This is a genomic window from Paraburkholderia panacisoli, assembly GCF_008369935.1.
Lineage (GTDB): Bacteria > Pseudomonadota > Gammaproteobacteria > Burkholderiales > Burkholderiaceae > Paraburkholderia > Paraburkholderia panacisoli.
In genome coordinates this window covers 275,424-289,299 of the sequence record NZ_VTUZ01000003.1, presented here as the reverse complement: position 1 = coordinate 289,299, position 13,876 = coordinate 275,424, and the positions used below count along the sequence as shown (strand labels likewise).

Below are 13,876 nucleotides of genomic sequence, written 5' to 3'. Positions count from 1 at the left end.
CACAGGAGACCATCATGTCGCTGCGTGAACAAATTTCCTCTCAACGCGTGCAACCATTTGGCGAGCGCGAAAGCGGACAGCATTCGCCGAACCACATGGCGCGGGCTGCTTACCAGAAGCTGAAACGGGAAATCCATCAGTTCGTGCTCGAGCGAGTCGAACTGGAACGTCTGGTGCGAATGCCGCCGGAACAGGTCCGCCACGAAATCGGTGCGCTCATTACGCGCATTCTCGAAGAAGAGAAAGCGCCGGCCAACGATCTCGAACGCCGGCAGCTGGTGATCGACGTCTACGACGAGATGTTCGGGTTCGGTCCTCTGGAAAGCCTGCTGCGCGATCCGACGATATCCGACATTCTCGTCAACACGTACAAGCACACCTACGTTGAACGTAAAGGACGGCTCGAACTGACCGACGTGACGTTTTACGATGACGCACACCTCATGAAGGTGATCGAGAAGATCGTGTCGCGCGTCGGACGCCGGATCGATGAATCGAGCCCGATGGTCGACGCCCGTCTTCCAGATGGCTCGCGGGTCAATGCAATCATTCCGCCATCCGCAGTGGACGGACCCCTGCTCTCGATCCGGCGCTTCGCGGCCAATCCGTTGCAAGTCTCCGACCTGATCCAGTTGCAGAGCCTCACGCCGCCGATGGCGGAAGTGCTCGATGCACTGGCGCGCGCGAAGGTGAACATCCTGGTGTCGGGGGGGACCGGCAGCGGCAAGACGACGCTGCTCAACGTCCTGTCGGGCTTCATTCCGGACGATGAGCGGATCGTGACCATCGAAGACGCGGCGGAACTGCAAATGCGGCAGCAGCATGTGCTGCGGCTCGAAACGCGGCCGCCGAACATCGAAGGGCGTGGCGAGATCACGCAGCGCACGCTGGTGCGCAACGCCCTGCGGATGCGACCTGATCGCATCATCCTCGGTGAGGTGCGCGGAGCCGAGGCGCTCGACATGCTCAACGCGATGAACACCGGTCACGAAGGATCGCTCGCCACCATCCACGCGAATACCCCGCGCGATGCGCTGACCCGCCTCGAAAACATGATCAACCTCGGGGGCCTGTCGCTGCCGACCAAGACCATGCGACAGCAGATTTCATCGGCCATCTCGGTCGTGGTCCAGGCAGCCCGGCTGACTGACGGCCGACGCAAGATCGTCAGCATCCAGGAGATCACGGGCATGGAGGGAGACATCGTCAACATGCAGGAAATCTTCACGTTCAAGCGAACCGGTATCGATGAGAACGGCATCGTGCGCGGGCGGTTTTGCGCGACCGGCGTGCGGCCCAAATTCGCTGAGCGCTTGCAGGCATTCGGCGTCGCGTTGCCCGACCAGACCTACGACCCGGGACGGCACTTCGAAACCACGTGATCCGGCTGACCCGATCCGCTTATCGACTCGCAGCGGTCTCAGGAGACCTGCATGAACCCGATCTTCTACGCATTCGCCGTCTTGCTGTTCCTCGCTGTCGTGCTCGCGCTCGAGGGCGGCTACCAGTGGTGGAACAATCGTCACGGCCCTGCTGCCCGCCGGATCGAATCGCGTATCCGCGCTTTATCCGCCGGAGGCCAGGTTCATAAGGAGCGCTTGACGATCCTGAAGCAGCGCATGTTGAGCGAGTCAGAACTGCTCGACAAGCTGCTGATGCAACTGCCTCGCATCCAGACGCTCGACCTGTGGATCCAGCAATCCGGCCTCAAGTGGTCGATTGCGCGGTTGATCGGGACAACGCTCGTTCTGCCTGCAACCGTGCTCGCCCTGGCCACGTTCACGCCCGTACCGACGATGTTCGCCGCACTCGGCGCCTTGTCCACATCGGTGCTGCCGTTCCTCCATGTGAGCCGGCGGCGTAGCCAGCGGCTGCGCCGACTTGAACGCCAGTTGCCTGACGTCGCCGACATGATTAGCCGCGCGCTGCGCGCAGGACATGCGTTCTCTAGCGCAATCGGCATGGTCGGCACCGAGTTCGCCGAGCCGATGGGGGGTGAATTCCGCATCACGTTCGACGAAATCAACTACGGTGTCTCGCTGAACGAGGCCTTGATGAATCTCGCAACGCGCGTACCGATCCGCGATCTGCGTTACTTCGTGATCGCCGTCCTCATCCAGCGGGAGACGGGCGGCAATCTCGCGGAGATACTGGACGGCATTGCAGCGCTGATCCGCGAACGCCTGAAGCTGTTCGACAAGATCCGCGTGCTGTCGGCCGAGGGCAAGTTGTCGGCGTGGATACTTGGCCTGCTGCCGTTCGGCACCGCGGGGTTCATGATGATCCTGAACCCCACTTTCCTTGACGTACTGTGGCAGGACCCGGCCGGCATCAAGATCGTAGAGGCAGTGGTTTTCTCCATGTTATGCGGCGTGCTGTGGATGCGGCGCATCGTGAAGATTCGCGTCTGATTGGACTTGCCGCACACGCGCCGCAGATCAGGATATTAAGGAGCTGTCATGCAAACGCTTGACTCGATGCATATGCTGTTGCTGGTCGGCCTTTTCGCCGTGGTGTTCGGCGCGGTATTCGCCGCAATGTTGCTATTCTCGCCGCGCGATATGCGCCGGCGTATCGAACAGGCAGGCGGTGCCAATCTGCCCATCTCCGAACCCGGCAGCATGCCGACAGGGTCAGCATGGCTCGAAAAGCTCGCTGAGATTTCACAGCCGATTTCGAAACTGTCGATCCCGGTCGAGGGCTGGGAAAACTCCGCACTGCGCGTGCAAATGATGAATGCAGGTTGGCGCACGCAGGGGGCCGCCGCACTCTATTTCACCGCGAAAACCCTGCTTGCGCTCGCGCTGCCGCTGATTGCCCTTGCGTGGCTGGCCAACACGCCGCTCGCGGCGCAGAAGTACATGTCGATGGCTCTGCTCGCCCTGCTCGGCGGGATCGGTTACTACCTACCGAATTTCGTGCTGACGCGCCGCATTGCGTGGCGCAAGCGGGCGATTTTCGAAGATTTTCCCGACGCGCTCGACCTGCTGACCGTCTGTGTCGAAGCGGGCCTCAGCCTCGACGCGGCGTTAGTGAAAGTAGCGGCAGAAATCGAACTGCGCAGCCCAGTGGTCGCCAGCGAACTTCAACTGATGCTGCTCGAAATGCGCTCCGGGTTTACCAAAGAAAAAGCGCTACGTAATCTCTCTTTGCGCACCGGTGTCGAAGATGTCGATTCCTTTTGCACAATGCTGGTTCAGGCCGAACGTTTCGGCACCAGCATCGGCTCCTCGTTGCGCGTGCTGTCGGACACGCTGCGCACACGCCGCCGGATGCGCGCCGAAGAGCAGGCATCGAAGATCGCGCTGAAACTGCTGTTTCCGCTCATTTTCTGCATCTTTCCTGCCCTTCTCACCGTCCTGCTGGGGCCGGCGTTTATCCACATCTACAGGATTCTCCTCCCCACTTTGAGCGGCGGCTAGCAGGTGGCTTTGGTCCCGCTTGCGGGTTACGCGCTATCCCGGTCAACGATGGCGAAGCCAGTGTCGATACGAAAGCTCGCGACCTGCTCGCCCGGCTGGCCCTCCAAACGTCGCAGCAGTGCCTGAGCCGCCTGCTTGCCAATGGAAGCGCCATCCACTCTGACCGTCGACAGGGCCGGGTACACATGTGCCGCAGTGCTCAGATCGCCGAATCCCATCACCGCGAGATCGTGCGGAACGGAGAGCCGCCGGCTTGCGGCTTCGGCAAGGACGCCTTGCGCGAGCGTATCGGAACTACAAAATACGACTTCCGGTGAATTCGACACGAGCATGCGGCTTACCCCTTCACGACCGCCCTGCAAGGTGGCCGGTGCAGGCAGCACCTCGAACCGAACGTCGCACACGTCATGCCTCGCCAGTTCGTTGATGAAGCTCTCACTACGCCGTAACCCGCGTGGATCATTGACGGAAACCACGCCAAACCGCCGATAGCCTTTTTCCAGCAGGTGCCGCGCGACCGAAGCGCCAACCTCCTCGTGCGAGAAACCCACGAGCATATCGATTGGCTTATCGGTGAGGTCCCATATTTCAACGACCGGGATCTTCGCCCGCATCAGCCGCTGGATCGTCGCGTCCGTGTGCGTCGTGCCCGCGAGGACGATGCCGTCGGGCCGCCTTCCGAGAATCGCCTCGACGAGTTCCTCCTCCCTCGCGGTCGAATAACCGGTCAGCCCCAACAGGGTCTGGTATCCCGATTCCGTGAGGCCGTCCATCAAAGCCTGCACGGTGTCCGCGAAGATCGAACTTGCGATCGTCGGTAACAGGACCGCAACCAGCCGACTCCGGCTGCTCGCGAGTCCCCCGGCGAGCATGTTCGGTACGTATCCCGTCAAGCGTACGGCCTCAAGCACCTTCTTTTGCGTTTCACTGCGCACGAGTTCCGGCCTGTGAAGCGCTCGCGAGACTGTCATGGGTGCAACGCCAGCCACCCGCGCGACGTCGATCAGCGTGACGCTGTCACTCGCCTCCCCGCGCGATGGTTGGGATTTTCGGGCGAAGGGTTCATCCATTGCATGCTCCTGATTGCGCAAACAATTTTAACCGTTTGCGTTTGCAAATCACTCAGGCGGAGGAAATAGCCGGGTGGATTCCAGTGCTCGGCCGTCCGTCGAACATGACTTCGGACCGACAGCGGATGCGCAATGACCCGGCGACCCGCCTGCGCCAAGCCTCCAACGCACCAGGGAAAACGCGAGTGATTGCGCAATCAATTCTACTTGAATGATTGCGCAATCATTGTATGATCGGGTCATGCATTCATCTGCTGGGTGACGACATGCCAGCCAAAAACGGGCCGCCGGGGCATCGCACTCTGGCGCGCGTCTAACCGAAAAACTCTGGAGACAGTAGTGAGAACCGACTCGCCCGTTCCGAAGCGGACCAACGTCCGGTGGTTCATTCTCGCGATGATTTTTATCGTGACCGTGTTCAACTACGTCGACCGGGCGACGTTGTCCATTGCCGCGCCGAGCATGCGCCACGAGTTGGGCTTCGACGCGCTGACAATGGGCATAGCGTTTTCCGCGTTCGGGTGGGCTTACACCGCCATGCAAATCCCCGGCGGCCTGATCCTCGATCGTTTCGGCGCGCGTCTCGTGCTCGGATTGAGCCTGGTCTTGTGGTCGGTGCTTACGTTCCTGCAGGGTTACGTTCACCTGTTCGCATCGGCGTTCTTCTGGCTCTTCGCGTTGCGATTCCTGATGGGTGTCGCTGAATCGCCGGCGTTTCCCGCCAACAGTCGTCTGACCGTCATGTGGTTTCCAAGTGCGGAGCGGGGTCTCGCGACATCGGTATTTCAATCCGCGCAGTATTTCGCTCTCGCCGTCTTCACGCCGATCATGACCTACACGGTGCATGCCTGGGGCTGGCATTACGTGTTCTACCTGACAGGTGCCGTCGGCGTCTTCATTGGTCTGTGGTGGCTGAAGGTAGTCCGCGAGCCGAGGCGGGACCATCGCGTGAATGAAGCCGAACTCGCCTACATCGCAGACGGCGGCGGTCTCCCGACAATGGGCGATGGCCCCGCACCGTTCAGCTGGGCCCAGGTTCGCGGTATTGCCTGCAACCGCATGATGATCGGCATCTATATCGGCCAGTTCTGTCTGACTTCGATCACCTGGTTCTTCCTCACCTGGTTCCCGACATACCTCATTGAAGCGAAAGGCATGTCGATCCTCAAGGTCGGTCTCGTCGCGGCGCTTCCCGCAATCGCGGGTTGTCTTGGCGGCATCATCGGCGGGTTCTGGTCGGACTGGATGCTCAAGCGCGGCTTCAGCCTCACCGCGGCACGCAAGACGCCCATCATCTCTGGTCTGGTGCTGTCGAGCACCATCGTTCTTGCAAATTACGTGCAGTCAACCGCCGTCGTCGTCGCGGTCATGTCGGTCGCTTTCTTCGCGAAGGGAATTGGCAACCTCGGCTGGTGCATTCTGGGTGACGTTTCGCCGAAGAAGGCAATGGGCATCAGCGGCGGCATGTTCAATCTGTGCGGGAATCTGGCCAGCATCGCCACCCCGCTCGCGATCGGCTGGATGATCAAGACCACCGGCTCCTTCGAAACCGCGTTGACCTATGTTGCAACCCTCGCGTTGATCGGCGCGTTCTCCTATCTCGTGATCGTCGGCAAGCTCGAGCGGCTCGACCCCGACGGATCGCCTCCGACGGAAGACGGCTCACGTCGAAGTCCGCTCGCCCCGAGACACGGTACTTGACCGGCTCATTCAACTGATACTCTGAAAGGAACTCCCATGAATACGTTCAACCCGGCGCCTACGGATTCGACGAGCGGCGACAGCATCAAATGGGTGCGAATTGCATCGACGTTTCTGCCGCTCGCCAACCCGATTAGCGATGCAAAGGTTCTGACCGGTCGTCAAAAACCCATGACCGAGATCGCGATTCTCTTTGTCGAGATCGAGACGAAAGACGGACATCGCGGACTGGGCTTCAGCTACTCGAAACGCGCGGGCGGTCCCGGCCAGTTTGCGCACGCCAAGGAAATCGCCCCTGCGCTGATCGGAGAAGATCCGAACGACATCGCGCGCCTTTGGGACAAGCTCGCGTGGGCTGGCGCATCGGTTGGCCGTAGTGGCATGGCCGTGCAGGCAATCGGCGCCTTCGACGTGGCGTTGTGGGATCTGAAGGCCAAACGCGCGAAGCTTTCGCTGTCGAAACTACTGGGATCGCAACGCGAGTCCGTGCGCTGTTACAACACCTCGGGCGGCTTCCTGCACACCCCGCTCGATCAGTTGTTGAAAAACACTGATATCTCGCGCGAAAAAGGCATTGGTGGCATCAAGCTCAAGGTCGGCCAGCCAGATTGCGCGCTCGACATCCAACGCGTCACCACGGTTCGCAAGCATCTCGGTGATGCGTTTCCATTGATGGTCGATGCGAATCAGCAGTGGGACCGTCCGACTGCGCAACGCATGTGCCGTACGTTCGAGCCATTCAACCTGATCTGGATCGAAGAGCCGCTCGACTGCTACGACGCCGAGGGTCATGCCGCGCTAGCCGCCCAGTTCGATACGCCGATTGCAACCGGCGAAATGCTGACCAGCGTCTCCGAGCACTGGGAGTTCATCAAACTGCGTGGCGCCGATTATCTGATGCCCGATGCGCCGCGCGTGGGCGGCATCACGCCGTTCCTGAAAATCGCGGCCCTCGCCGATCACGCCGGGCTCATGCTCGCCCCTCACTTCGCGATGGAGCTACACGTTCACCTCGCCGCCTGTTATTCACGCGAACCGTGGGTCGAACATTTCGAATGGCTCGAACCGCTTTTCAATGAAAAACTTGAAACCCGCGATGGCCGGATGATCGTGCCGACGCGGCCGGGCCTCGGCCTGAGCCTGAGCGATCGCGTCGCTGGCTGGACTGCGCAGGAGGCGGAAGTCGGAGTTCGCGCCTAGTTTTTTAGTCAAGACGAGATCACCTCGGACGCTCGGGCCTTATCAATCCGATACCCCGAGTCACTCCAGCTCTATAACATGGGTGCGCGGTACAACCGGGCAACGGACACCGTTGCCGTGGGAGCTACGATGAAAGACCCTGTCCTTACGCCGACCGGCATTTCTGGAGGTTCCGGAGACGTCGATATCACCAGGCCCGTAGCGTTCAAACCAATTGTCCAGGTCGTCGCCGGCAACGCCCTCGAGATCTACGACTTCATGATCTACGGCTACTACGCGAGATACATCGCGCAGACGTTCTTTCCGAGCGACAACGAATATGTGTCGCTGATGCTGTCATTGATGACATTCGCGTTCGGTTTCCTCGCTCGACCGGTCGGCGCGATCGTGCTCGGTTCGTACACGGATCGTCACGGACGGCGCAAAGGGCTGATCCTCGCGTTGTCACTGATGTCGCTTGGAATTATTTCCGTTGCTTGCACACCGTCTTACGCAAGCATAGGCGTCGCAGCCCCTGTCATTGTGTTGCTGGGGCGTTTGTTGCAAGGTTTTTCGGCCGGTGCGGAGTTGGGTGGCGTCGTTGTCTATCTGGCGGAAATTGCGCCGAGAAAACGACGCGCATTCTATACGTGCTGGCAGGCGGGGAGTCAGCAACTGTCGGTGATGGCAGCGTCACTGATCGGCCTGTGCATGCTCTACTGGCTTGCACCCGATGCGCTTCATGCATGGGGTTGGAGAATTCCGCTGCTCATGGGGTGTGCCGTCATTCCGGTCATGTTCTGGCTACGTTCGAGCCTTGCAGAGACCTCCGTTTTCGCGACCAGAAAGAAGACACCCAGGCTGTCCGAGATATGCACGAGTCTGGCGTCGGGTTGGCGCACCATCATCCTTTGCATGGCGATGGTCTCGCTGGCAACGGTCACGTCTCAGACGATCACCACCTACGCGCCTACTTTCATCAAGACCCTGAACCTTGGGGAATCGGCAGGCTTCATCATCCTCTTCTTTGGCGGACTGTCGGTCTTGTGCTGGTTGCCCGTCATGGCGAACGTCGCCGATCGTGTCAATCGCAGAACGATGTTGATCGTGGTGACCCTTCTGGCCGGAATCACAGCCTTCCCATTGATGTCGTGGCTAGCTTCCGCGCCGAGCATCACGAAGTTTGCGGTCGTCGAACTCTGGTTCTCGTTCATCTACGCCGCGTACAGTTCGGTCCAGGTTGCAGCCATGGTCGAACTTGTACCCAAGGACGCCCGGACGTCCGGCTATGCGTTCGCACAGGCGGTCGCGGCAGCTGTGCTTGGAGGCTTTACCCCGGCGATATTAACGTGGCTCACACACGCCTTCCACAGCAGCGCCATGGTCGGCGTATGGCTTGCGATCAACGCGTTGATCAGCTTGATCGCTGCACTCGCGTTGGACAAGCAGGCGACCGTGGCACGGCAGACAGCAAAGTTGCACTGAGAGTGCGTCGTGCCGGCTTCCTCTCGGTAAGTTGACAGTGCCTGCGCGAATTGCAATTCTCCATGCCGCGCAGGTTCAACTGGAGCCCGCCCAGCCGTCTCGATCAACTGAAGGGCGGACAAGCGTGCAGGAAAATCACGATCTTCCGGCTTCAAGAAGGAACCAGATTCGTTCTTCGGCCTGGTCTATCCAGTCTTCAATCAAACTCGCCGTGGCCACGTCTTCTTTCGTGTCACAGACCTTGTGCACTTCCCTCAAGAATCTGACCAACGATTCGTTGTCTTTACGCAGTTCGTTCAACATATTCTGTGGTGCAACGAAATCCGCATTGTTGTCTTCGATGCGTCTTTGTTCGGCAATTTGCCCGACTGATCGCAATGTAGTGTTGCCGAGCTTTCGCACGCGTTCGGCGATGGGATCGATGATTGCAAAAATCGCCGCTGCCTGATCGTCAAGGAGAAGGTGATAGTCCCGGAAATGAGGTCCGCTTACGTGCCAATGAAAGTTCTTGGTTTTGATATAGAGCGCGAACGCGTCAGCGAGCAGTGCGTTAAGACTCTTCGCGATCTCTTCCTTCGCATCTGAGCCAAGGTCGGAGGGCGATGCCAATTTGACGGAAGTAGAAGTCTTTGTGTAAGTCATGATTTTCTCCGAAGGAAAAGTTGCTGGATAGATTCAAGCTGGCGCAAGAAACCTTCTCTCATCACCTGGAAGTGTTCGGTCCGGTCGGCGGATAACGTCAAATTCGCGTTTCACCAACCTGGCACGGAGTATCTTTGTGGTCGATTCACGATCAACCACCTCCGCACAACGAGAGAAATAGCATGCTCGCCAGCGCATTTCCAATTGAGAGAAACTGTGGAAGAGATAGGGAAATGCGGGTTAAGAAGGCACTGTCCGCGGCGCCCTCTTTGTGGGTACGGCGACGCACCCCTGAGACGAATAATGCTGTCGTCACGCGTAGCGGCGCAATCGGATGGCGAAATCGTGCAATGCCTGAATTCCACTCTGCTCCGCCCGATGACACCAATCTTGCAGTCGCGCAACGAGATACTCACGCGAAGCATTGGATCTTTCCCACATAGCCGACAAATCCTTTCGCAGCTCCATGTAGGTACGAAGTTCCTTACTTTCACCGATCAGCTCGGGCAACCGCTCGCGCTGTTTCTCATCAAGGACATCCTCCTCGCGATGAAACCACGTGCGCGCCGTCCTTAGCATTTGATATCGTTCCTTCGATCCGGACGCCTTCAGTCTGGATAGTTCTTGACGGTAGGCCTGTTGTATCGCCCTGCCATACCGGGCCATCACTTCGTAACGATTTGCAAGTACCGCCTGCAAAGTATCATTGTCGAGAACCGATTTATGGTCCGCGAGCCGAGGAACAGGAGCCACCTTCTTGATCGTCGCAAGTCGAAGAGCTGCTAAAAGGCGGATGTACATCCATCCCATGTCGAACTCGTACCATTTGTTCGAGAGTTTCGCTGAAGTAGCGTACGTATGATGATTGTTGTGAAGCTCCTCACCACCAATCAGAATGCCCAATGGGAAAATGTTCGTACTTGCGTCAGTAGAGTTAAAGTTCCGGTAACCGGCCCAGTGCGCAAGTCCGTTCACGACGCCCGCGGCCCAAAACGGAATCCACACCATCTGCACAGCCCAAACGCTCACCCCAACGATTCCGAACAACGCAACATCGATTACCATCATGACGCTGATGCCGAGGATCGGATAGCGCGTGTAGACGTTCCGCTCAAGCCAGTCATCAGGTGCCCCATGGCTAAACCGCCGGATGGTCTCCTCATTCGTGGCTTCAGCACGATATAGTTCGGCGCCTTCCAGCAGAACCTTCAAAATCCCGCGCGTCTGAGGGCTGTGAGGGTCTTCTTCAGTCTCACACTTCGCGTGATGCTTCCGATGAATGGCGATCCATTGTCCGGTCAGCATGCCTGTGGTTGTCCAGAGCCAAAAGCGGAAGAAATGACTGGCGATCGGATGTAGTTCAAGTGATCGGTGAGCTTGATGTCTGTGTAGATAAATCGTTACGCTGATGATCGTGATATGGGTCATTACAAGCGTAAAGACAACAATCTTTAACCACGAATAGGCAAGCAGACCATGAGAGGTGAACGTAAGCAGAGAATTCAACAAGGCAATGACCTCTAGACGAAAACAGGACCAGCCAACACAGCGCGGTCTGCAACCACGAAGCGGGACGCGCTCCGTATTCCTGAGGTCTATTCTAATTAGACTTGATACGCATTCTCATCGAATTGGACATATTATTTCCTAAAGGTAAGGATGGAAAATATCTATCGTCGGATTCGTTTGTTTGGGAAGTCTTCCGCACCGTGAAGAGTTTCATGGGCGACTACTCCTAGCTTCTATCGCAACAGATCTACCCTATACTCATGAGTAGACCTTCTTACAGACGTCGGTATAAGGCTCGACCACTATCTATTTGATAGAAATTGTTTCTGTGGCACTGATCTGGCATTTGGATATTGCTATTTCTATCGCCAGCATCGAATGCCTCTATGAGTCGGGACTCGACAATTGATTCTTCAAGCCTCAAGCGAGATCGATGCCGAGAATGCCGATTTCCATGATGAACGTCCACACGTCAGGTTGACGTCCATCAGAGTCTGCCGGTGGGAGGCGTCGGATCGATCGCAGTGGAACTCGTCAAGATCACCGGGGGATTGCCCCATGAGGACCACCACCCGGCCCGATCCAGTCTAGTTTCAGCACCTACCGCACAGCTCGTTAGGCGCGGCATGTCCGCTGCGAGACAATAGATCAATGCGCGGGCGCGACATTTCGGAATGGCAGATCGCTTTACCAAAGGAGCGCAATTTATGCACGGTTTTGGGAGAGTACAGTTGCTCGATCACGCCCACTGCATCAAGATAGGTGGGCTTGGGTTTCTGCCGACCTTTCCGGTTCTGGCTTGAACCATGCCCGACATGAAACGCTTTATTGTCCGACCACGCACGCTCGTGGAACCCTAGTGGGTCCCATTCTTGATGAGAAAAGGCCTGCGGTCCTCACCTTCAATCCAGCGGGGGGGACGTCCCCTGCCATTCCAGGTCTTTCCAGTCCGAGGATCGCGATACTTCGGCAACAACGTCCCTCCATTGCAGGTACTTCCAGCATTAGGCTTGTTCATTAACCCTCCTGAGTATGCAGTTTGCGACGTACCATCAGTGACTGAAATCACTCACCTGTTGCACGTCCCTTTTGCCAACCCCCATGTCGATCAATCAATGCCGAGGTCGAATGCAGATCCTGGGATTTGCTCCTGTCGGGTCAACCCGGTCTCCCGCACGGCGACATGGATGATGGCATCTTCGAAACGCCGTCGCGCGTCCAAAAGCAGAACGCGGCCGGCCCAGAAGCCAATTCGGTAACGAAACACACCTCCACCTACCCGGTTGCGCTGGGCCGCGAGCTGACAATTGAGACGGCCGGGCAAGCATGGCTTGCCCTCTCGACCAGCGTACAGTCCTGCGCCCACCTGGAAAGGGACGACGGCTATGCCGACGCTTCTTCCAGCGCAGCAATTGCCTTCGCTACACCCGCGCCGTACGCCGGATCCGCCATCGTGCAGTGTTCGACATGCAATTGCTGGACCGGCTTCGATACGCCGTTCAGCGCTCGCGCCGTGTTGTCGAACAGCGTCTGCTGCTGCTCCGCCGTCATCAGGCGGAACAATGCCCCTGGCTGCGAGTAATAGTCGTCGTCGACGCGGTGATTCCAGTGATCCGCCGAACCATCAATCGACAAAGGCGGTTCACGAAAGTCCGGCTGCTCCTGCCATTCACCCCGCGTATTCGGCTCGTACGGCGTGGCGCCGCCCATATTCGCATCGACGCGCAACAGTCCGTCACGGTGATAGCTATGCACGTACTTCGCACCGCGCGGCGCATTCACCGGAACCTGATGGTAGTTCACACTCAGGCGATAGCGTTGCGCGTCTCCGTACGAGAACAGCCGGCCTTGCAACATCTTGTCGGGCGAAAAACTGATACCCGGCACCACGTTGGCAGGAGCAAAAGCGGCCTGTTCCACGTCGGCAAAATGATTGACGGGATTGCGGTTCAACTCGACCACCCCGACTTCGATGAGCGGGAAATCACGCTTCGGCCAGACCTTCGTCAGATCGAACGGGTTGATCGGATAGCTGCCTGCTTCCTTCTCCGGCATGATCTGCACGTACAACGTCCAGCGCGGAAACTCCTGGCGTTCAATCGCTTCGTACAGGTCGCGATGATGCGTCTCGCGATCACGGCCGACGCGCGCTTCCGCTTCTGCATCCGTGAGGTTTTCGATACCTTGTTGCGAGCGGAAATGGAACTTCACCCAGAAGCGCTCGTTTGCGGCATTGATGAAGCTGAAGGTGTGGCTGCCGAATCCGTGCATGTGGCGGAACGTCTTCGGAATACCGCGCTCGCTCATGACGATCGTGATTTGATGCAGTGCTTCCGGGAGTTGCGTCCAGAAGTCCCAGTTGCTCTCCGCGCTGCGCAAGCCTGTGCGCGGATCGCGCTTGATCGCATGGTTCAGGTCCGGGAACTTGAGCGGATCGCGCAGGAAGAACACCGGCGTGTTGTTGCCGACCAGATCCCAGTTGCCTTCTTCAGTGTAGAACTTCAACGCGAAGCCGCGAATGTCCCGCTCGGCGTCCGCCGCGCCGCGTTCACCCGCCACGGTCGAGAAGCGCGCGAACATCTCGGTCTTCTTGCCGATCTCCGAGAAGATCTTCGCGCGGGTGTACTGCGTGATGTCGTGGGTCACGGTGAAGGTGCCGAATGCGCCGGAGCCTTTCGCGTGCATGCGACGTTCAGGAATCACTTCACGGTCGAAGTGGGCCAGTTTCTCCAGAAACCATACGTCCTCGAGCAATGCCGGACCACGTGGACCGGCGGTCTTGATGTTCTGGTTGTCGACGACGGGTGCGCCGAAAACGGTAGTCAGCTTTTTCATGAAAGATCCTCTATGGTCGCGATAGGGTGACGG

At 58.3% G+C, this 13,876-nt stretch carries 10 protein-coding genes and 1 pseudogene; 6 read left to right on the top strand and 5 right to left on the bottom strand.

The window, feature by feature from the left end:
• The first annotated feature begins 14 nt into the window (after window positions 1-14).
• Genes FVF58_RS06060 through FVF58_RS06050 form a run of 3 tightly spaced genes read left to right on the top strand, consistent with a single transcriptional unit; the run spans window position 15 to window position 3,422 of the window.
• Window positions 15-1,382, top strand: coding sequence for a TadA family conjugal transfer-associated ATPase (locus tag FVF58_RS06060; RefSeq protein WP_149668982.1), 1,368 nt, complete (start codon window positions 15-17; stop codon window positions 1,380-1,382).
• A 51-nt stretch (window positions 1,383-1,433) separates the two neighbouring features.
• Entirely contained in the window at window positions 1,434-2,411 is a 978-nt protein-coding gene (locus tag FVF58_RS06055) for a type II secretion system F family protein (protein WP_149668981.1), read from the top strand.
• Between the two features lie 48 nt (window positions 2,412-2,459).
• Entirely contained in the window at window positions 2,460-3,422 is a 963-nt protein-coding gene (locus FVF58_RS06050; protein ID WP_149668980.1) for a type II secretion system F family protein, read from the top strand.
• Between the two features lie 26 nt (window positions 3,423-3,448).
• Here FVF58_RS06050 and FVF58_RS06045 read toward each other — a convergent pair whose 3' ends face one another.
• Complete coding sequence (locus tag FVF58_RS06045) at window positions 3,449-4,492, bottom strand: LacI family DNA-binding transcriptional regulator (protein WP_149668979.1); 1,044 nt, start codon at window positions 4,490-4,492, stop codon at window positions 3,449-3,451.
• A gap of 396 nt (window positions 4,493-4,888) precedes the next feature.
• On the opposite strand from FVF58_RS06045, the gene FVF58_RS06040 reads away from it, so the two are divergent.
• The 3 genes from FVF58_RS06040 (at window position 4,889) to tcuC (ending at window position 8,857) form a co-directional block, all read left to right on the top strand.
• Complete coding sequence (locus FVF58_RS06040; RefSeq protein WP_149669146.1) at window positions 4,889-6,193, top strand: MFS transporter; 1,305 nt, start codon at window positions 4,889-4,891, stop codon at window positions 6,191-6,193.
• Between the two features lie 36 nt (window positions 6,194-6,229).
• Window positions 6,230-7,393, top strand: coding sequence for an L-talarate/galactarate dehydratase (locus FVF58_RS06035; protein WP_149668978.1), 1,164 nt, complete (start codon window positions 6,230-6,232; stop codon window positions 7,391-7,393).
• A gap of 78 nt (window positions 7,394-7,471) precedes the next feature.
• Window positions 7,472-8,857 carry a tricarballylate/proton symporter TcuC gene (tcuC, locus tag FVF58_RS06030; RefSeq protein ID WP_246216946.1) on the top strand — a complete coding sequence of 462 codons (1,386 nt, stop codon included), beginning with the start codon at window positions 7,472-7,474 and terminating at the stop codon, window positions 8,855-8,857.
• A 135-nt stretch (window positions 8,858-8,992) separates the two neighbouring features.
• Here tcuC and FVF58_RS06025 read toward each other — a convergent pair whose 3' ends face one another.
• The 4 genes and pseudogenes from FVF58_RS06025 to FVF58_RS06010 all read right to left on the bottom strand — a co-directional run bounded on the left by FVF58_RS06025 (window position 8,993) and on the right by FVF58_RS06010 (window position 13,843).
• A complete protein-coding gene (locus FVF58_RS06025; protein WP_149668977.1) occupies window positions 8,993-9,499 on the bottom strand; it encodes a Dps family protein in 507 nt (168 codons plus the stop codon).
• Window positions 9,500-9,811: 312 nt separating this feature from the next.
• Complete coding sequence (locus FVF58_RS06020; protein ID WP_149668976.1) at window positions 9,812-11,008, bottom strand: DesA family fatty acid desaturase; 1,197 nt, start codon at window positions 11,006-11,008, stop codon at window positions 9,812-9,814.
• Window positions 11,009-11,864: 856 nt separating this feature from the next.
• Window positions 11,865-11,990: pseudogene (locus FVF58_RS06015) on the bottom strand (H-NS family nucleoid-associated regulatory protein); the annotation flags it as partial.
• 401 nt (window positions 11,991-12,391) lie between these two features.
• Window positions 12,392-13,843 carry a catalase gene (locus FVF58_RS06010; RefSeq protein ID WP_149668974.1) on the bottom strand — a complete coding sequence of 484 codons (1,452 nt, stop codon included), beginning with the start codon at window positions 13,841-13,843 and terminating at the stop codon, window positions 12,392-12,394.
• Window positions 13,844-13,876: the final 33 nt, after the last annotated feature.

Coding starts and splice junctions, on each gene's coding strand:
- FVF58_RS06050 (WP_149668980.1), top strand. CDS start 2,460: ATGCAAACGCTTGACTCGATGCATATGCTGTTGCTGGTCGGCCTTTTC.
- FVF58_RS06040 (WP_149669146.1), top strand. CDS start 4,889: ATGATTTTTATCGTGACCGTGTTCAACTACGTCGACCGGGCGACGTTG.
- FVF58_RS06010 (WP_149668974.1), bottom strand. CDS start 13,843: ATGAAAAAGCTGACTACCGTTTTCGGCGCACCCGTCGTCGACAACCAG.
- FVF58_RS06045 (WP_149668979.1), bottom strand. CDS start 4,492: ATGGATGAACCCTTCGCCCGAAAATCCCAACCATCGCGCGGGGAGGCG.
- FVF58_RS06035 (WP_149668978.1), top strand. CDS start 6,230: ATGAATACGTTCAACCCGGCGCCTACGGATTCGACGAGCGGCGACAGC.
- FVF58_RS06060 (WP_149668982.1), top strand. CDS start 15: ATGTCGCTGCGTGAACAAATTTCCTCTCAACGCGTGCAACCATTTGGC.
- tcuC (WP_246216946.1), top strand. CDS start 7,472: ATGGGTGCGCGGTACAACCGGGCAACGGACACCGTTGCCGTGGGAGCT.
- FVF58_RS06025 (WP_149668977.1), bottom strand. CDS start 9,499: ATGACTTACACAAAGACTTCTACTTCCGTCAAATTGGCATCGCCCTCC.
- FVF58_RS06055 (WP_149668981.1), top strand. CDS start 1,434: ATGAACCCGATCTTCTACGCATTCGCCGTCTTGCTGTTCCTCGCTGTC.